This window comes from Streptomyces blattellae (genome assembly GCF_009709555.1).
In the GTDB taxonomy this organism is placed as follows: Bacteria; Actinomycetota; Actinomycetes; order Streptomycetales; family Streptomycetaceae; genus Streptomyces; species Streptomyces blattellae.
This window is the reverse complement of the sequence record NZ_WJBG01000158.1, coordinates 80,281-98,848: the sequence shown is the minus strand read 5'-3', so window position 1 is coordinate 98,848 and position 18,568 is coordinate 80,281. Positions and strand designations below refer to the sequence as shown.

Genomic DNA, 18,568 nt, shown 5'->3' with positions numbered 1-18,568 from the left:
GCCGCGCTTGTGAACGCGTTCACATTCACAAGCAATTATGACCCACTCGATTCGACTGTCCGCAAGGGGGTCCCCCTGTCGTCCACGACACGGTGGACGACAACCCCTGTTCCACGTGAAACATCCGCCCAGCCGAGCGGCCGTTGCCCCTCGTTTGCCCCATCCACCGTCCTCACGCTTGGATGGCGCCGGTCGAGGCGAGGCCGTTCGATCCTCGCGCGAGGAGGTCCGAGGGCGTGCTGGATCGGCGGTTCGGATGGCTCTGGGCGTCATACGCGGTCAGCACCTTCGGCACCTTTTTCGCCTTCGACGCCTTCCGTCTGATCGCGATCCTCGTCCTGGACGCCGGTCCGACGCAGGTGGCGTTGCTGGCCGCCGCAGGGTTGGCCGTGGGGGCGGTCGTAGCGATACCACTCGGTCCGTGGGTGGAGTTCCGCCGCAAACGGCCGGTGATGATCGCGATGGACCTGGTGCGGTTCACGGCGCTGCTGAGCATCCCCACGGCATACGCACTCGGCCTGCTCTCCTTCGCCCAGCTCGTGGTGGTGTCGGTTGTCGTCGCCGCAGCCGACATCGCCTTCATCGCGGCGAGCGGGGCCTTTCTGAAGAGCCTCATAGAGCCGCAGGACCTGCTCGTCGCCAACGGGCGCTTCGAGTCCACCACCTGGACCGCCACCATGCTGGGACCGCCGCTCGGCGGGGCCGCGGTCGGGCTGTTCGGCCCAGTGACGACCGTGACGGCCGATGCGGTGAGCTATCTGCTCTCCGCGTCGGGGATCCGTGCCATAGGCGGTAAGGAGCCGCAACCTGTGCGCGACGGCGCACCACGGCTGCGCGCGGGCGATCTGCTGGACGGCTGGCGCTTTATCCTCGCCCACCCCGCCCTGCGCCCGCTGTTCCTCAACACGCTCCTGGTCAACAGCCTGATCATGGCGCCCGCGCCACTGCTCGCCGTTCTCATGCTCGGCCCGCTCGGCTTTGCGCCGTGGCAGTACGCCCTCGCCTTCGCGGTGCCCTGCACAGGCGGCCTGATCGGCTCACGGCTGGCCCGCCCGCTGGTCGCCCGGTTCGGCCGGCACCGGATGATGCTCATCGCCGGGGGGCTGCGCGCCTGCTGGCCACTGGGGCTGGCCTTCGTCGGCCCCGGCACGGCCGGGCTCGTCCTCGTCATGGTCGTCGAGTTCGGGCTGATCATCTGCATCGGTGTGTTCAACCCGGTGCTCGCCACCTACCGGCTCGATCTGACCCCCAAGAAGCGCGTCGCCCGCACCCTGTCGGCATGGTCGATCACCGGCAAGGCCACCACCGCGGCCATGACCGCCGTATGGGGCCTGTTGGCCGCCCTCACCGGCACCCGCACCGCGATCGCGATCGCCGGTCTCCTGCTGCTGGCCACCCCGCTCCTGCTCCCACGACGCGATCACGCGCAGCGGCTTGAGCCGGACGAGGCGGCCGGTACCCGTACCTGACGTGCTTACAGTTCCTTGCGGAACCCTTCGGCCACTTTCAGGAAGATGTCGTTCCCCTCGGTCTCCCCGACCGTCACCCGCACGCCCTCGCCCGGGAACGGCCGGACGACGACGCCCGCACGCTCACATGCCGCCGCGAACGCGACCGTACGCTCCCCCAGCCGCAGCCAGACGAAGTTGGCCTGGGTCTCGGGCACGGTCCAGCCCTGGGCGCGCAGCCCGTCGGCCACCCGCGTGCGCTCGCACACCAGCGAGCCGACCCGGCCGAGCAGTTCGTCCTCGGCACGCAGCGAGGCGATGGCCGCATCCTGCGCGAGCTGGCTCACGCCGAACGGCACCGCCGTCTTGCGCAGCGCCGCCGCCACCGGCTCATGCGCGATCGCGAATCCGACGCGCAGCCCGGCCAGGCCGTACGCCTTCGAGAACGTCCGCAGCACACAGACATTCGGCCGGTCGCGGTACAACTCCACGCCGTCCGGCACAGCACCCCCTTCTCCTTCGGCGGAACGGATGAACTCCCGGTACGCCTCGTCCAGCACCACGAGCACATCGCTCGGCACCCGCTCCAGGAACCGCTCCAGCCCGGCCCGCCGTACGACCGTGCCCGTCGGGTTGTTGGGGTTGCAGACGAAAACAAGCCGCGTCCGGTCGGTGATCGCGTCCGCCATCGCGTCCAGGTCGTGCACATCGCCCGGTGTGAGCGGCACCTGCACCGAGGTGGCACCGCTGATCTGCGTGATGATCGGGTACGCCTCGAACGACCGCCAGGCGTAGATCACCTCGTCGCCGGGACCGGCGGTGGACTGGATCAGTTGCTGGGCGACGCCGACCGAGCCGGTGCCGGTGGCCAGATGGGTGACGGGGACAGCGAAGCGGTCGGACAACTCGTTCATCAGGCCCGTGCAGGCCATGTCCGGGTAGCGGTTGAAGGACGAGGCGGCGGCCGTCACGCTCTCCATCACGCCGGGCAGCGGCGGATAGGGGTTCTCGTTGGAGGACAGCTTGTACGCCACCGGGCCGCCGGCGGCCGCGGGCCGACCCGGCTTGTAGGTGGGAATACCCTCCAATTCGGTGCGCAGCTTGGGGCTCGTCTCGCTCACCGCAGTCCTCCTTGCGACCACCGGCGGCCCCTGACCGCCGCCGGCTTCCAATGCTTCTCACCTTATGAGGATTCGGCGCTGCTGCGTATGGGGCTGCGACCACCTCGTACAGCGGGAGGAGCCCACCCATCCGCCTCACTGACATCAAGGGCATCACTGCACGAAGGTGTACGAATTCTGGGGCGCACACACATATATCTATGCGCCGGTGGCTCGCGCGGTGGCGCGCATCCCCCGTGAAGGTGAGTTGAGACCTCTTCGAAACATCGGCGACTTGGCAGGTGTGCACACGCCGACAAGTCACGTGCTGGCGTGGAAGCGGTCAACCCCCTTGGTTTCTAAGGAAATTGACGGCCTATGACCTTGCAGAAACGTGCCTGTCAACGGGTGCATATGCGTCCGCACTACCCCACCGCATGAGCCCTACTATCGGCTCGCCATGACAGCAGCAGGGAAGCACCAGGTGAGCCGCGCGGAAACCTCACGTCGAGGCAGTCGGCCGGGCCGGGCAGGCATCAGAGACGTGGCCGCCGCCGCCGGAGTCTCCATCACGACCGTCTCCGACGCACTCAACGGCAAGGGCCGGCTCCCGGACGCCACCCGGCGCCATGTCCGCGAGGTGGCCGACCGACTGGGTTATCGCCCGTCGGCCGCGGCCCGAACCCTCCGTACCGGCAAGTCAGGACTGATCGGCCTGACCGTGACGACATACGGGGATGAACCTTTCACCTTCACCGAGTTCGCGTACTTCGCCGAGATGGCCAGAGCCGCCACCTCGGCCGCGCTCGCCCGCGGCTACGCCCTCGTCATCCTTCCCGCGACCTCCCGCCACGACGTCTGGTCGAACGTCGCCCTGGACGGCACCGTCGTCATCGATCCCTCCGACCAGGACCCGGTCGTCAGCGAGCTGGTCCGGCAGGGTCTGCCGGTCGTCTCCGACGGCCGCCCGGCCGGATCGCTGCCGGTCACCGCCTGGGTCGACAACGACCACGAGGCCGCCGTCCTCGGCATCCTCGACCACCTGGCCGACGCCGGCGCCCGCCGCATCGGTCTGCTGACCGGGACGTCGACGGACACATACACCCATCTGTCGACCACGGCGTATCTGCGCTGGTGCGAACGGGTCGGGCAGGATCCGGTGTACGAGGCCTACCCGGCGCACGATCCATGCGCGGGCGCCGTCGCCGCCGACCGGCTGCTCGCCCGCCCCGACCGGCCCGACGCCGTCTACGGCCTGTTCGACCCGAACGGCACCGACCTGCTCGCCGCGGCCCGCCGGTACGGGCTGCGCGTACCGGACGACCTGCTTCTGGTCTGCTGCAGCGAGTCCACTGTGTATGCCAACACCGAGCCGCCCATCACCACGCTCTCCCTGAAGCCTCGCCGCATCGGCACGGCGGTGGTCCAGCTCCTCATCGACGCCATCGAGGGGGTCGATTCGGACCAACCGGTCGAGCAGGTGATACCGACCGAGCTGATCGTCCGTACCTCGTCCCAGCGACGGTCGCCGCGTACCACCGTCAGCCCGCCGCGGTCGCCCAAGAAGGAGTAGGCAAGGGCCGTCGCCCGGCGGGCAAAGCCCGGCCCAATCGGGGCGAAAGCCGCGATGAACTGGAGTCTTGCGCTGATTCACCACCCCTGGGTCATCACATGGCGCGATCCGCATTCCTATGATGGGCCCACGACACCGCGGGCCGCTGCGACCAGGCAGTCCGATGCGGTGCAGCTGCGGCGCGATGGTGGAGGGGTCGATGACTCAGGGGGCCGGTCAGGGACCCGAGGTGGAGCGGACGGCGACGTTGCGCGACTTCCGGGTACCCGCGTATGTCCACGAGACCGGTCCGTACATCCACAGCACGCACCCCGGCGAGGCGGTCAGCCCCGTCGAGGAGCCGGTGGACTACCCGGACGGCTACACACCCACGCAGCGCGACCTGCCCGTCATCAACCGCGGTGACACGCTCCAGATGACCGTCGACCCCGTGTCCGCGCCGACCCCGCAGTCGACTGCCGGGCCGGGGCCCCTGTACGTCGTCGGAGACGTCCACGGTTATCTCGACGAGCTGGTGGCCGCCCTCCAGGAGCAGGGCCTCGTCGACACCGCGGGCAACTGGTGCGCGGGCACCACCCGGCTGTGGTTCCTCGGAGACTTCACCGACCGCGGCCCGGACGGCATCGGCGTCATCGACCTCGTGATGCGGCTGTCCGCCGAGGCCGCGGCGGCGGGCGGCTACTGCAAGGCCCTCATGGGCAATCACGAGCTGCTCCTCCTCGGGGCCAAGCGGTTCGGCGACACTCCCGTCAACTCCGGCGCGGGCACCGCCACCTTCCAGGCCGCCTGGCTGCTCAACGGCGGTCAGAAGACCGACATGGACCGGCTCCAGGACCACCATCTGCAGTGGATGGCCCGGCTGGACGCCATGGAAGAGGTCGACGGCCATCTGCTCGTCCACTCGGACACCACCGCCTATCTCGACTACGGCGACTCGATCGAGGCGGTCAACGACACCGTGCGCGAGACGCTCACGCGCAACGACGCCGACGAAGTCTGGGATCTCTTCCGCAAGTTCACCAAGCGCTTCTCCTTCCGCGACGAGGGCGGCGCCGACCATGTGCGTTCACTGCTCGATACGTACGGCGGCACCCGCATCGTTCACGGCCACAGCCCCATTCCGTACCTCCTCGGCGAAGTCGGCTCCGAGGACGGCGAGGACGAGGCCGGTCCCCATGTCATTGGACCGCACATCTATGCGGACGGGCTCGCCATCGCGATGGACGGCGGAGTGACCATGGCCGGAAAGCTGCTGGTCCAGCAACTCCCGCTGGATATCTGAGCTTTCTTAGGGCAGGCGTCCCCTCACGGAGGTACTACCGGAGACGGCGCAGGCCAAGGGGCAATTTTTGAAAATCCCCTGTCACCGTGTGCCGTCACCGCTCTACCATCGGCTTATCCGTAGCAGGCTCCCCTCCGTTTCTGCCATACGGCTCGTCAGCGTGCGAGCCCCAAGCCCTACGGAGCATCGGGGGATGCACATGAACAGCGTTCCGCAGCACCTGCTGAGCGAGGACCGCCAGGAATACGAGCGGATCCTCGATGAGGCGCTGCGCTCCGCCCCACACCGCCCTGAACTGACCGCTGTCGGACAGCGGCTCAACCCTGAGCAGTTGCGCACCATGGCTCTCAACGCCTCCGCACTCATCACCGCGGCGGCGGCCACCGAGTACCAGCACTACGTGAAGGTCCGCGAGGAACTGCGCCAGCCGGCGCCGTCCACCCCGCCGTCCGTCCGCGAATCCGGCTCCTCGGAACCGGGCGCGAACGCGGTGGGGCTCGCCGCCACCATGGGCGAGGTCGCCGAGACCGTCGGCGCGGGCGCCGTCGCCGTCGTCGCGGTCCTGGCACCCGTCCTCGCCGGAACCGCAGCGGCGATCTTCCTGCTCGTGGGCTACATCCTGCAGATGCTGGACCCCGCGCCGGAGTTCGCCCAGACCATGCTGAACACCGGGTGGGTATTCGGCGCCGTGACAGCGGTCGCGATCCTTGTCGCCGCCGTCGGACTGCTGATCACCGCCCTGCACAACAGGCCCTCGCACGCCACCGGCCCTTACGGCAAGTTGAACGGGGAGGTGGCCAGGGCCAGGGAAGCCTGGCGCGAGGCCCTGCTGGAACGCGGCATCCTGCCGTTCCTGCGGGACGCACTGGCCGAACCCGGCGCCGCCGCGGCACTGCACCGCACGGCACCACGGGCGACAACCAGCCGTATCCCGCACCTCGGCTACAACCGCCCGGGCTTCACCAGCCCCGGCGACGGCCACGCCCCGGGCCACCGCCCGAGCTTCACGAGCCCGGACTACACCAGCCCGGACTTCGGAGGCCCGGAGCACCAGCCGGAGTAGGCCGCTCCGGCATGACGCCCCTCGGCTTGCGCCCCCCACACAGGGGAGCGCAAGCCGAACACGGGGGCGTAGACGGCCTGTTCCGCCACACCACGACGGCCGCTTGTGGACAGCCTTCCGCGCTTCCCCTACCAGACGGCGAAGAATCTGCACCGCCGCCCTCTCGACCATCGTCCGGCTGTAGACATGCACCAACGCAAGATGGAACAGCGCCGGCGCAAGAGGAGCCCACCGATGAACGCGGTCGGCGCGCAGCAGGTACTGGACCACTGTCGCAGGACGCAAAGGCAGATCGTCGATGCTCTGGTGCTCCCAGCTGTGCGAGTTCAGTCGGCCAGCGGCAGATAGACCCGGTTGCCGCTCGCCGCGAACTCCCTCGACTTCTGGAGCATTCCGTCAGCGATCTCCTCGGGAGACGCTCCATCGGCCGCCGCGCGGCCGAACCGCTCGGTGATGCTGTGACTGATCTTCATGCTGCAGAACTTCGGCCCGCACATCGAGCAGAAGTGAGCGGTCTTGGCCGGCTCGGCCGGCAAGGTCTCGTCGTGGAAGTCCCGGGCGGTGTCCGGGTCGAGGGCGAGGTTGAACTGGTCCTCCCACCGGAACTCGAAGCGTGCGTCGGACAGCGCGTCGTCCCACTCCTGTGCACCGGGGTGCCCCTTGGCGAGGTCGGCTGCGTGGGCGGCGATCTTGTAGGTGATGACGCCGGTCTTGACGTCGTCACGGTTGGGCAGCCCCAAGTGCTCCTTGGGCGTGACATAGCAGAGCATGGCCGTGCCCCACCAGGCGATCATCGCGGCACCGATGCCGGAAGTGATGTGGTCGTACGCCGGCGCGACGTCCGTCGTCAGCGGGCCGAGCGTATAGAACGGAGCTTCATCACAGATCTCCTGCTGAAAGTCGATGTTCTCCTTGATCTTGTGCATCGGGACATGTCCCGGGCCCTCGATCATGGTCTGTACGTTGAAACGCTTCGCGATCTGGTTGAGTTCCCCGAGAGTTCGGAGTTCCGCGAACTGCGCCTCGTCGTTGGCGTCCGCGATCGAGCCGGGCCGGAGGCCGTCGCCCAGCGAGTATGTGACGTCGTAGGCGGCGAGGATCTCGCAGAGTTCCTCGAAGTTCTCGTAGAGGAACGATTCCTTGTGGTGCGCCAGGCACCAGGCCGCCATGATCGAGCCGCCGCGCGAGACGATGCCTGTCTTGCGGTTCGCGGTGAGCGGTACGAACGACAGGCGGACGCCCGCGTGGACCGTCATGTAGTCGACGCCCTGTTCGGCCTGTTCGATGACCGTGTCCTTGTAGATCGCCCAGGTCAGCTCCTCGGCTCGGCCGTCGACCTTCTCCAGGGCCTGGTAGAGGGGGACCGTGCCGATGGGGACGGGAGAGTTGCGCAGCACCCACTCGCGGGTCGTGTGGATATTGCGGCCGGTGGACAGGTCCATGACCGTGTCGGCGCCCCAGCGGGTCGCCCAGGTCATCTTCTCGACCTCCTCCTCGATGGAAGACGTCACCGCGGAGTTGCCGATGTTGGCGTTGACCTTCACCAGGAATCGCTTGCCGATGATCATCGGCTCGATCTCCGGGTGGTTGACGTTCGCAGGCAGCACCGCCCGGCCCGCCGCGATCTCCTCGCGGACCACCTCGGGCGAAACGTTCTCCCGGACAGCCACGAACTCCATCTCGGGCGTGATCTCGCCCCGGCGCGCGTAGGCGAGTTGGGTGACGGCCTTGCCGTCCCGGCTGCGGCGCGGCTGACGCGGTCGGCCGGGGAAGACCGCGTCGAGGTTGCGCAGGCCGCCGCGCGGCGAGGTGTGCTTGATGCCGTCGTCCTCGGGGCGGACGGGGCGGCCCGCGTACTCCTCGGTCTCGCCGCGGGCGGTGATCCAGTTCTCCCGAAGCGGGGCCAGCCCCCGGCGGACTTCGGTCTCGACGAGCGGATCGGTGTACGGGCCGGAAGTGTCGTACAGCGTGACCGACTGCCCGTTGGTGAGATGCACCTGGCGGACCGGCACGCGCAGATCAGAGCGCGAGCCCTCGATGTACGCCTTGCGCCAGCCGATGGACTTCCCGGCTTCCTCGCTGGTCGGAGTCGGCGACGGACCGTCCGCCGCGTTCTGCGTGGCGGCAGGCGTGCGTGTGTCCTTGATGGCCATGAGACCTACTCCCTACGCCGGCATTACCCGGTAACAGGTTCAGCGGTCGACGCAGCGGTTTCCGTCTGCCGACGTTTCATGGGGAACGTCACTCGATGCCGGTGACGTTCCACGTGAAACATCGCGAAGACGGAGGTCAGCGCCCTCTCAGCCCGGTGCTCCGAGCTCCCGCGTGTACAAAGGTGTCTACACGCTAGCGTCAATTCGGGCGCGCTGAACAGTGGGCCCCGGCCGTTCTTGCGATGATCGGGCGGTGACCACGACACATCAGTCCCCGTACCCACCGCCCGAGCCGCCCCGCGGCCCCGGCTCCGGAAGCGGCCCCGCAAACGGCAGCAGCCGGGGAAGTGGGCCTGTTTCCGGCGGCGGTCGCGAGACTGGAGCCGCGATCAGATCGGGCGAGTGGCATGAGCACGGGCCTGTCTCCGACACCGGACCCGACCAGGGTCCGGGTGCCGGTGGCGGCCACGATCACGGTGGCGGGGGCGGACACGGACCCGGGGGCGGCGGTGGCGGCGGGCACGGCCACTCGCACAGTCACGGTCCGGCGGCGCCCGTCTCCCAGCACCTTCGCAAGATCATCGCGGCCATCCTCATCCCGTTCGCCGCGGCTGTGGTCGTCGGGCTCGCGGTGCTGTGGCCCGGCGGAGCGCCGCCGCACGAGCGCACCGGGGTCGGCTTCGACCGGCAGACCCAGCAGGCCACGGTCACCAAGGTGGTCGAGGTCAGCTGCAAGGACGTCAATGCCTCGGGTGAAACCCCGACCGGCGACACCTCCACCGCGGAGGGTTCCTCGGCCCAGCAGCAGGCGAACGGCACCTGCAAGAGGGCGACGATCCGGGTCGACACAGGCAAGGACAAGGGCCGTACCTTCACCGAGATCGTGCAGCCGGACCAGTCGCGGCAACTGCACGAGGGTGAGAAGGTCGTGGTCGCCTACGAGCCCTCCGCGCCCAGGGACTTGCAGTACTCGGTCACCGATGTGAACCGTCGCCTGCCGATGATGGTGCTCGCCGGTATCTTCGCGCTCGCCGTCGTGGTCGTCGGACGGTTGCGGGGTGTCATGGCGCTGGTCTCGCTGGCCATCAGCTTCCTGGTGCTGAACTTCTTCATCCTGCCAGCCATCCTGCAGGGCTCGAACCCGTTGGTCGTGGCGGTGATCGGGGCAAGCGCCATCATGCTCGTCGCCCTGTACCTGTGCCACGGACTGTCTGCCAGAACGTCCGTGGCCGTGCTCGGCACCCTCATCTCGCTGTTGCTGATCGGCATCCTGGGCTCACTGTTCATCGACTGGGCGGCGCTCACCGGCAACACGGATGACAACACCGGTCTGATCCACGGGCTGTACCCGTCGATCGACATGAGTGGTCTGCTGCTCGCCGGCATCATCATCGGTTCGCTCGGTGTGCTCGACGACGTGACGGTCACGCAGACGTCGGCGGTCTGGGAACTGCACGAGGCCAATCCGGCGATGGGCTGGCGCGAGCTGTACCGTGCGGGTATCCGCATCGGCCGCGACCACATCGCATCGGTCGTCAACACCCTGGTCCTGGCCTATGCGGGCGCGGCGCTGCCGCTGCTGCTGCTCTTCTCCATCGCACAGAGCAGCATCGGCACCGTCGCCAACAGCGAGCTGGTCGCGGAGGAGATCGTACGCACGCTGGTGGGCTCTATCGGCCTGGTCGCGTCGGTGCCGGTCACGACCGCGCTAGCGGCGCTGATGGTCTCGGCCGACCGTCCGGGAGGAGAGCAGGCCGCTCCGTCCGGCGCGACAGTCGCGGCTCCGACACGAGGCGGTAGGGGGCGACGCCGCAAGCGGTGAGGGGCCGCACCCGGTTACCGGGTGTCTGCCGTGCCGGTCACCACCGGCAGACACCAAGCCCGCAATCGCTCGCTCCGTCCCGCCTCGCAAAAGCGTTCCTGCGCGGCTGCACAGCCCTGGCGAACCGTTGCCTCACCACCGCCCCCCACACCGTTTCACCGCGCTTTCACCCTGTGCTCTGCTCCTCCGCGAGGATGCGGTCCAGCGCCTCGTCGAGGTGTGCGTCGAAGTCGGCGAGGGCACCCTCCTGGCCCAACGGCACCAGCTTGTCGGTGCGGTCGAGAAAGGCCACGAGCGGTGCCGCCGAGGAACGGAACACGGCCTGGTCGCCGCCGACCTGAAGCCGGATCAGGACGTCGCCGAGCGTGTCGGTTTCGGCGGGCGAGACGCGGACGTCGCCCTCTCCGCACGGCCGGCCCACCCCGTCGATCAACAGCTCCCGCCCGAACGCCCAGGTCACGGGGGCGTCACCGGGCAGATGGAACGTCAGCCGCACGGCATAGGGATCATCGGTCTCGTAGCGCAACTCCACCGGGATACGGAAGGAGAGCTCCTCGGACACGAGAAAGCTCATCATGACCTCTGCCTGTACGGACTCGCGCATCGCCTGTCCCGTCATTTGCCATCGTCTGGCCGGGTATGGGTCCCCGGCATTGAAGGCATCTTGCTGAACGTACACGGCAGATCACAAGGAGTGAGTTTTCAGATGCTGATAGAGATCGCCAGCGAGCCCAGGAGTCGCCCGATCTCGCCTTGCAACTGCCGCACTGCGGGCAGCAGACGATCCGCTTGGTGGGCGGGCATCGAGATGGCCACGGTCGCGGCCGTGGCACCCACGGTGATCGGAATCGCCGCGCACACGGTCCCGAGCGCATACTCCTGCCGCTCCGTCACCGGTTGCGTCCGCCGCGTCCGTTCCAGGCGGCGCAGCAGCGCGTGGTCGTCTCGCACGGTGTAGGGGGTGATGGACTGCACGGGATAGCGATCGAGGTGGTCGCGGCGGGCGTCCTCGTCGAGCTGGGACAGCAGACACTGTCCGATGGCGTGCGCATGCCCGGTCTCGCGAAAGTCGGCCCACTCCTCCACCGCCGGATTGCCCGGGGTGTCCGAGACACACATGACTTCGATCTCGCCGTCCTGGTACATCGCGTAGTACACGGGTACGCCGATGGCGTCGCGCCAGACCGCCAGCGTCTCGACGACCGTGCTGCGACGTTTCTGCCGGGCGCCGCTGCTGCTCAGCCGCTCAGCGGCCTCCCCGAGGAAGAACAGCCCCTTGTCACGGCGCAGATAGCCCTCGTGCACGAGAGTGCGCAGCAGGTGGTACGCCGTGGGCAGCGCCAGGCCGGTCTCGCGGGCCAGCTGTTTGGCGGGGGCGCCGTGCGCATGCTCGGCGACCGATTCCAGGAGGCGCATGGCGCGCTGTACGGATCCGATGAGCGTCGCGGAGTGCGGCTGCTCCTCAGTGGCAGCTGTCTGCTGCCGGGGCTGCCGCTCCCGGGGGCCGGGCTGTTCCGGGGGTCTCATGCGGGTTCCCGGAGTCAGGACGGCTGCGGTGGGTGCGTGGGGGTCTGCGGGTGCGGTGTCAGCCGTGGCCAAGGGTCACTCCCGATGCGAGGGGGCAGCCCGTGCGGGGGGAAACACGGGAGGGGGTGTACGCCGCTCGCGGGGTTCGTAGCCCCGCGTCGAATTCCGGACTTTAACCGTCTGCCACCGCTCACAGTCGGCCCGCCGGGAAAACTTCCCTCGCCCGAGGGAACCGGTGATTCCTGTTACCGCTCACCGGCTCCCCTCGGTGCTCACCAGTCGCTGCGCGAGGCGGAACTCGAAGTGAACTTCCGTACGACGTAGATGAGTCCACCGACCAGTGCCACGAAGACCAGCAGCTTGAACAGCAGCCCGATGACGAAGCCGACGACGCTGGCGATCAGCCCGCCGAACACGACCAGGGCGATGACAGGCACCGCGATCCACTTCACCCACCACGGAAGTCCCGTGAAGATCTCTCGCATCGCCCTTGTCCTTACTCTCCGCCCGTCGCTGTGCCGGGTGCGTCGATGTCCGGTCCTCTCGGTACCGGATCCTTCTGGTGTCCTGCACTCGATGCTAGGACCGCGAGGGGGCACAGCGGGTGCCTCACAGCCCTTGTCCTCCCCTGATCGATCCCCTAGGGAATCCGAGGTGACAGGTCAGCTCTCGGGCGGAGAGAACACCACCAGCACCCGCAGGTCCTCGCTGATGTGGTGGAACCTGTGGGCGACCCCGGCCGGCACGTACACCACGCTGCCACGCGCCACCTGCGTGGTCTCCAAACCGACCGTGATCGCGGCACGGCCGCTCACAACGAAGTAGACCTCGTCCTGGTTGTGCGGCTTCTGTGGATCATGCTCGCCCGCGTTGAGTGCGTACAGGCCGACCGACATGTTCTGCTCCCGCAGAAACTGCAGGTAGGCGCCCTCATTGGCGGCGCGCTCCGCCTCCAGTTCATCCAGCCGGAATGCCTTCATCGTCGTCGTCCGCCCTTGTCCCACTGCTAGTGACCGATCTCGTCTGCCACGATCAGACACATGAAGAATTTCGTAGTCAAGACGATCGCCAACGCAGGCGCCCTGGCGGTCGCCGTATGGCTGCTCGACAAGATCACCCTGACCGGGGACAGCACGGGCAAGGAGATCTGGACGCTCCTCCTCGTCGCCCTGGTCTTCGGACTGGTGAACTCCCTGGTCAAGCCCATCGTGCAGCTGTTCAGTCTGCCACTGCTCATCCTGACGCTCGGCCTGTTCACCCTGGTCGTCAACGCGCTGATGCTGTTGCTCACCTCGTGGCTCGCCGACAAGCTCGACCTGAGCTTCCACGTCGAGGGCTTCTGGACCGCGGTCGTGGGCGGCCTGATCATCTCTGTCGTCTCCTGGGCGCTCCACGTGGTCCTGCCCGACAGCAAGGACTGAGTACGGCATGCCCTACCGCGTCTGCTTCGTCTGCACCGGCAACATCTGCCGCTCCCCGATGGCCGAATCCGTCTTCCACGCGCGCGTGGCGGCGGCCGGGCTCGATGAGCTCGTCGAGGTCGACAGCGCCGGCACGGGCGGCTGGCACGAGGGCGACGGAGCCGACCCGCGCACCGTCGCCGTCCTCAAGGAGCACGGCTACGCCGGCGAGCACACGGCCCGCCGGTTCCAGGCCTCCTGGTTCTCCCACCTCGACCTCGTCATCGCTCTCGACACCGGCCACCTCAAGGCCCTGCGCCGCCTCGCACCCACCGAGCAGGACGCGGCGAAGGTGCGGCTGCTGCGTTCCTACGACCCCGCCGCCCACGGCGACCTCGACGTCCCGGACCCGTACTACGGAGGGATGGACGGCTTCGAGGAGTGTCTTGAGATGGTGGAGGCGGCGAGCACGGGACTGCTCGCCGCGGTCCGCGTGCAAGTGGAGGGAGAGGCAGCGTGAACGATTCCGCAGCGGGCAGGGGTGGTCCGGCCACCGGCGAAGGCACGCGCGCGGTGCGCGCCGGGCTCCCCGAGCCGGTCAAGTACGAGCCGACGCTGCCCGGTCCGGTGTTCGCCGCGCACTACCATCTGCCGGGCGACCCGACCGGCCCGTACGCCTACGGCCGCGACGATAACCCGACCTGGACGCATCTGGAGCGCGCGATCGGCGATCTGGAAGCCCCTGGGCAGGACGGCGTCGAGACACTGGTCTTCGCCTCCGGCATGGCCGCCATCTCCTCCGTCGTCTTCTCCCAGCTGCACTCCGGCGAAACGGTTGTCCTGCCCAGCGACGGCTACCAGGCGCTGCCCCTGTTGCGCACACAGCTGGAGTCCTACGGCATCGAGGTGCGCACCGCTCCCACCGGAGGCGACACCCAGCTGGAGGTCCTCGACGGCGCCAAGCTGCTGTGGATCGAGACCCCGTCGAACCCCGGGCTGGACGTGTGCGACATCCGGCGGCTCGTCGAAGCGGCCCACGCGCGGGGCGCCCTTGTCGCCGTCGACAACACCCTCGCGACACCGCTCGGGCAGCGCCCGCTGGAGCTGGGCGCCGACTTCTCCGTGGCCAGCGGCACCAAGCAGCTCACCGGGCACGGGGACGTCCTCCTGGGCTACGTCGTCGGCCGCGACGCCGAGGACATGGCGGCCGTACGCCGCTGGCGGAAGATCGTCGGGGCGATCCCGGGGCCCATGGAGGCCTGGCTCGCGCACCGTTCCGTCGCGACGCTCCCACTGCGGGTGGACCGGCAGAGCGGCACTGCCCTCGCGGTCGCCGAGGCGCTGCGCGACTGGCCCGAGGAACTCGGGGTGCGCTACCCGGGACTCATGAGCGACCCCTCGTACAAGATCGCCTCACAGCAGATGCACCGTTATGGATGCGTCGTCTCCTTCACGCTGCCCACGCGCGCGCGTGCCGACCGTTTTCTCGGCGCCCTGCGGCTCGTCGACGACGCGACGAGTTTCGGCGGGGTGCGCTCCACGGCGGAGCGCCGCGGACGCTGGGGTGGGGATGCCGTGCCGGAGGGCTTCATCCGTCTCTCCGTCGGTGCCGAGGATCCCGAGGATCTGGTCGCCGATGTGCTGCGTGCGCTCGACGAGTCGGCCGACTGACCGCTTCTCACCGGCGCGGAGACGGTGTCCGGCTACGTACAACGGACGGTCCGAGCCTCCCCCCTCGTGGCTCGGACCGTCCTCGGTTCCGTGCGCGAAGAACCGCGCGAACAAGGCTAGTTGACTCTGTGTCAGTGTCCAATCACAGTAGCGACAGCAACCTATCGACTTATTTATAGTTGGGGCGCGGCCCAGGGGTCAGGGAAAGCGAAGAAGGGGAGGGTGCGCCATGGATCTGGCCTTGCTGCGCACCTTTGTGACCGTGCACAGGGCCGGTTCCTTCACCCGCGCCGCCGCGCTGCTCGGACTGTCGCAGCCGGCCGTCACCTCCCAGATCCGCACCCTGGAGCGGCAGCTGGGCCGCCCCCTGTTCCTGCGGCAGGCGCGTGGCGTGACACCGACGACCATCGGCGACGAACTCGCGCACAAGGCCGCGCCTCATCTGGACGCACTGGTCGAGATCGCCGAGACCGGGATCGACGACGAGTCCTCCTTGCGCACCCTGCATCTCGCCGGGCCCCCCGAGTTCACCGCCGAGCGGGCGCTGCCCGCGCTCACCGAGCTGACCGGTGAGGAGGGACAGGGCTTCGCGCTGCGCGCCTCCTTCGGGAACGCCGAGGAAACCTTGGAGGGTCTTGCCGCCGGGCATCACGATCTGGCCATCACTACGGCCCGTCCGCGTGGTGCTCTGCTCACGGCGACTCCGCTCTGCGACGAAGAGCACGTCCTGGTCTCCGCCCCGCGCTGGGCCGAGCAGATCGGCTCCGTGAAGCTGTGCCGCAAGGGGGCACCCGTCCTGAAGAACCTCCCGGTCGTGGAGGTGCACGAGTCACTGCCGTTCGTCTCCCGCTACTGGGCCTCCGTCTTCGACTCCCGACCGGCCGCCTCCGGCGCCGTCATCGTTCCCGATCTCCGCGCGGTGCTCGCCTGCGCGTCCGCGGGCGCCGGGCTCGCGGTGCTGCCCCGCTATCTCTGTGCCGACGCCTTGGATCGCGGCGATGTCGTGGCCCTGCACGAGCCCGCGGTCCCGCCGCTGCGGACGTACTTCCTGGTGGTGCGTACCGGCACGCTGGCGATGCCGCACATTGCCCGGGCCCATGAATGGCTGCAGCGGGCTGCCACGGACTGGTGCTGAGCCGCCGACCACGAGAGATCACGCCCCGAGCCCATGCGGTGACGTGCCGCGATGTTTCACGTGGAACATCGCGGGCCACATTTCTCCCATGACCGTCCGACCCGTGGTCAAGCGCACCGCCCGTGCCGTTCTTCTGGACGGTGACGACCTGATCCTCATCAAGCGCACCAAGCCCGGCGTCGATCCCTACTGGGTCACCCCCGGTGGCGGGGTCGAGCCGGAGGACACGACCGTTGTCGAAGCCCTGCACCGCGAGGTCCACGAAGAACTCGGCGCCAAGATCATCGATGTGGTGCCCTGCTTCGTGGACACCGTCGAGCACATCGGCGAGGACGGCGGCGCGACCGGAGTGAAGGTGCAGCACTTCTTCGTCTGCCGGCTGGGCTCCATGGACCCGGCCCTGCGCCACGGGCCCGAGGTGGACGAGCCCGCAGGCGAGTACGAGATCGTACGAGTGCCGTTCACCCGCGTGGGCATCGCTTCCGTGCATCTCGTCCCGCTGTCGCTACGGCACTACTTGGACGGGAACATCGAGGGCGTACGCGCGATGCACGCCCCGGACCTCGGCTGATGCCGCGCTGGGTATCAGTCCCCGGCGGCGACCAGCTCCTCCACCGAGTCATGCCGTATGCGCTCCGACGGGATACCGACGTCTCTCAGGGCGTCCACACCACTGCGGATCATTCCGGGCGGGCCCGAGAGATAGGCGTCGTACTCGGTCCAGGGGCCGTACTCGCGTACGGCGTCGGGGAGCTGGAGGTGCGCCTGCTGGTCGACGATCGCGCGGACCGAGAGCCAGGGGTGGGACTGCTGGAGTCTGAGCATGGTGTCGATGTCGTACAGGTCGTGATCGGTGCGGGCGCCGTAGAACACCTCGACCCGTCGCCGCTCGCCGTGCTCGGCTACGTCCTCGACGAGGGCCTTGATGGGCGCTATGCCGGTGCCGCCGCCCAGACAGAGCAACCCGCTGTCCGTGGTGTGGTCCACGGTCATCGAACCGGCGGGCGGGCCGAGCCGGATGATGTCGCCGGGCCGGGCGCGGTGTACCAGGGCGTTGGAGACCCAGCCTGCGGGGACGGCCTTCACATGGAACGACAGCAGGCCGTCGGAGCGGGGCGCCGAGGCGAAGGAGTAGTGCCGCCATATTCGCGGCCACCACGGTGTCTCCAGGCTCGCGTACTGTCCGGCGAGGAACGGATAGGGCTGGTCCGGGCGGACGGTGATCACCGCGACGTCCGGCGTTCTGAGATCGTGCGAGACCACCTCCGCGTACCACCAGGCCGGGGCACGCAACTCGTCCGCGGCCGCCGCGTCGATCATCACCTGCGAGATCATCGTGTACGCCCGGACCCAGGCCGCCTCCGTCTCCGCGTCCCAGATGGGCTCGGCGTACCGGCTCAGGGCGCCGATGAGGCACTCGCCGACCGCCGGATAGTGCTCGGCACGGGTGCCGTACTTGCGGTGGCCGCGGCCGAGGTTCTGCAAGTACTCGACGAGAACCGGGGCGTTGTCGATGTGCTCGGCCGCGGTGAGCAGCGCCTTGAGCAGCCGGTCCCGCTGGGTGTCCATCGCGGCCGGGAACAGCGACCGCAGGTCGGGATGGCGTACGAAGAGCAGCGCGTAGAAGTACGAGGTGACCTTGTCAGCCACCGGGCCGACCTCGGCCATGGTGCGGCGGATGAGAATGGCGTCCGGCGAGGCGGTGTCCTCCGGAGAGTTCGACCGCTGGACGGGCACGCGCTGCTCAGGGGGTGGAGGGTCGGCTGGGAGGGGCAGCGGGGGCGGGGGAGCAGCCGGGCTGCCGGCCAGAGAGGACAGCGGCGCTGCGGGGCTGCCTGGCGTGATGTCGGGGGGCGACGTGGCATCCCGTGCGGGGTCATGCGCCGGCGGCTCGACGGTGGCCGTCTCCGGCGTGCCCTCAGGGGCCATGACGGAGGCAGACTTGCCCTCCGAGGCTGTGACGGAGGGGGACTTGCCCTCCGAGGCCGTGACGGAGGCATGTCTGCTCATCGGCCGCATACCGGCCAGGCGGCTGCCCTCTGCCGCATCCTGCTCGCCGTGCGGAGTCTCCGGCGGCTTCTTGCGCGGCGTGAACCAGCCGCCCCCGCCGCCGGAAGTGCCGTTGTCGGCCGACGTGGTGGTCGGAGCGTCCATGGTGTGCCTCGCCTCGAACATCTTTCGGTCGGTCTGCGCACTTCCCCGGTCGGAAGGTGCCTGCTTTCCCCCGCAGACGGTTCTGCTGTCCCGTTCGGCGCCGCGGCCAATGCGGCCACATTCAACCCGTATTCGTGCTGCGTACGGACAAGTAGGCGAGAGTGTGACATTGGCCGCAGTACTGTCACCGCAGCATCCCACCCCGCGTGGAAGCCTCAGCCGTATAACCCGGAATGCGGG

The 18,568-nt window shown here is 68.7% G+C and carries 17 protein-coding genes; 10 read left to right on the top strand and 7 right to left on the bottom strand.

Annotated features, from left to right (window positions below):
• The first annotated feature begins 182 nt into the window (after positions 1–182).
• Positions 183–1,469: an MFS transporter gene (locus GFH49_RS18885; protein ID WP_155057247.1), complete on the top strand. Its 1,287-nt coding sequence runs from the start codon at positions 183–185 to the stop codon at positions 1,467–1,469.
• Between the two features lie 5 nt (positions 1,470–1,474).
• Here the strand turns inward: GFH49_RS18885 and hisC are convergent, their stop codons facing one another.
• Complete coding sequence (gene hisC / locus GFH49_RS18880) at positions 1,475–2,569, bottom strand: histidinol-phosphate transaminase (protein WP_155057245.1); 1,095 nt, start codon at positions 2,567–2,569, stop codon at positions 1,475–1,477.
• Positions 2,570–3,008: 439 nt separating this feature from the next.
• On the opposite strand from hisC, the gene GFH49_RS18875 reads away from it, so the two are divergent.
• The 3 genes from GFH49_RS18875 to GFH49_RS18865 all read left to right on the top strand — a co-directional run bounded on the left by GFH49_RS18875 (position 3,009) and on the right by GFH49_RS18865 (position 6,466).
• A complete protein-coding gene (locus tag GFH49_RS18875; RefSeq protein WP_155057243.1) occupies positions 3,009–4,121 on the top strand; it encodes a LacI family DNA-binding transcriptional regulator in 1,113 nt (370 codons plus the stop codon).
• 184 nt (positions 4,122–4,305) lie between these two features.
• The gene (locus GFH49_RS18870) at positions 4,306–5,403 is read left to right on the top strand and encodes a metallophosphoesterase (protein WP_268867508.1); all 1,098 of its coding nucleotides are present in this window, start codon (positions 4,306–4,308) and stop codon (positions 5,401–5,403) included.
• Positions 5,404–5,596: 193 nt separating this feature from the next.
• On the top strand, positions 5,597–6,466 hold the full coding sequence (locus tag GFH49_RS18865; protein WP_155057239.1) for a hypothetical protein: 870 nt from the start codon (positions 5,597–5,599) through the stop codon (positions 6,464–6,466).
• A 326-nt stretch (positions 6,467–6,792) separates the two neighbouring features.
• Here GFH49_RS18865 and thiC read toward each other — a convergent pair whose 3' ends face one another.
• Positions 6,793–8,619 carry a phosphomethylpyrimidine synthase ThiC gene (gene thiC, locus GFH49_RS18860; protein ID WP_155057237.1) on the bottom strand — a complete coding sequence of 609 codons (1,827 nt, stop codon included), beginning with the start codon at positions 8,617–8,619 and terminating at the stop codon, positions 6,793–6,795.
• Positions 8,620–8,872: 253 nt separating this feature from the next.
• On the opposite strand from thiC, the gene GFH49_RS18855 reads away from it, so the two are divergent.
• On the top strand, positions 8,873–10,441 hold the full coding sequence (locus tag GFH49_RS18855) for a YibE/F family protein (protein ID WP_155057235.1): 1,569 nt from the start codon (positions 8,873–8,875) through the stop codon (positions 10,439–10,441).
• A 166-nt stretch (positions 10,442–10,607) separates the two neighbouring features.
• Here the strand turns inward: GFH49_RS18855 and GFH49_RS18850 are convergent, their stop codons facing one another.
• The 4 genes from GFH49_RS18850 to GFH49_RS18835 all read right to left on the bottom strand — a co-directional run bounded on the left by GFH49_RS18850 (position 10,608) and on the right by GFH49_RS18835 (position 12,948).
• Positions 10,608–11,045, bottom strand: coding sequence for an SsgA family sporulation/cell division regulator (locus tag GFH49_RS18850; protein ID WP_155057300.1), 438 nt, complete (start codon positions 11,043–11,045; stop codon positions 10,608–10,610).
• Positions 11,046–11,143: 98 nt separating this feature from the next.
• Positions 11,144–12,040: an IclR family transcriptional regulator gene (locus GFH49_RS18845; protein ID WP_408055923.1), complete on the bottom strand. Its 897-nt coding sequence runs from the start codon at positions 12,038–12,040 to the stop codon at positions 11,144–11,146.
• 200 nt (positions 12,041–12,240) lie between these two features.
• The gene (locus GFH49_RS18840; RefSeq protein ID WP_155057231.1) at positions 12,241–12,453 is read right to left on the bottom strand and encodes a DUF5326 family protein; all 213 of its coding nucleotides are present in this window, start codon (positions 12,451–12,453) and stop codon (positions 12,241–12,243) included.
• Between the two features lie 177 nt (positions 12,454–12,630).
• Positions 12,631–12,948 (bottom strand): cupin domain-containing protein, encoded by a 318-nt coding sequence (locus GFH49_RS18835; protein WP_155057229.1) that lies wholly within the window; start codon positions 12,946–12,948, stop codon positions 12,631–12,633.
• Positions 12,949–13,008: 60 nt separating this feature from the next.
• Between GFH49_RS18835 and GFH49_RS18830 the strand changes: the two genes are divergently transcribed.
• The 5 genes from GFH49_RS18830 to GFH49_RS18810 all read left to right on the top strand — a co-directional run bounded on the left by GFH49_RS18830 (position 13,009) and on the right by GFH49_RS18810 (position 16,745).
• Positions 13,009–13,389, top strand: a complete 381-nt coding sequence (locus GFH49_RS18830; protein WP_155057227.1) for a phage holin family protein — start codon at positions 13,009–13,011, stop codon at positions 13,387–13,389.
• A gap of 7 nt (positions 13,390–13,396) precedes the next feature.
• The gene (locus tag GFH49_RS18825) at positions 13,397–13,888 is read left to right on the top strand and encodes a low molecular weight protein-tyrosine-phosphatase (protein WP_155057226.1); all 492 of its coding nucleotides are present in this window, start codon (positions 13,397–13,399) and stop codon (positions 13,886–13,888) included.
• Positions 13,885–15,039, top strand: a complete 1,155-nt coding sequence (locus GFH49_RS18820) for a cystathionine gamma-lyase (RefSeq protein WP_155057224.1) — start codon at positions 13,885–13,887, stop codon at positions 15,037–15,039. Before GFH49_RS18825 ends, GFH49_RS18820 begins: the two co-directional genes overlap by 4 nt.
• A gap of 229 nt (positions 15,040–15,268) precedes the next feature.
• Positions 15,269–16,174 carry a LysR family transcriptional regulator gene (locus GFH49_RS18815; protein WP_155057222.1) on the top strand — a complete coding sequence of 302 codons (906 nt, stop codon included), beginning with the start codon at positions 15,269–15,271 and terminating at the stop codon, positions 16,172–16,174.
• A gap of 88 nt (positions 16,175–16,262) precedes the next feature.
• Positions 16,263–16,745 carry an NUDIX domain-containing protein gene (locus GFH49_RS18810; protein WP_155057220.1) on the top strand — a complete coding sequence of 161 codons (483 nt, stop codon included), beginning with the start codon at positions 16,263–16,265 and terminating at the stop codon, positions 16,743–16,745.
• Between the two features lie 14 nt (positions 16,746–16,759).
• On the opposite strand, the gene GFH49_RS18805 is transcribed toward GFH49_RS18810, so the two are convergent.
• Positions 16,760–18,328 (bottom strand): globin domain-containing protein, encoded by a 1,569-nt coding sequence (locus GFH49_RS18805; RefSeq protein ID WP_196218044.1) that lies wholly within the window; start codon positions 18,326–18,328, stop codon positions 16,760–16,762.
• Positions 18,329–18,568: the final 240 nt, after the last annotated feature.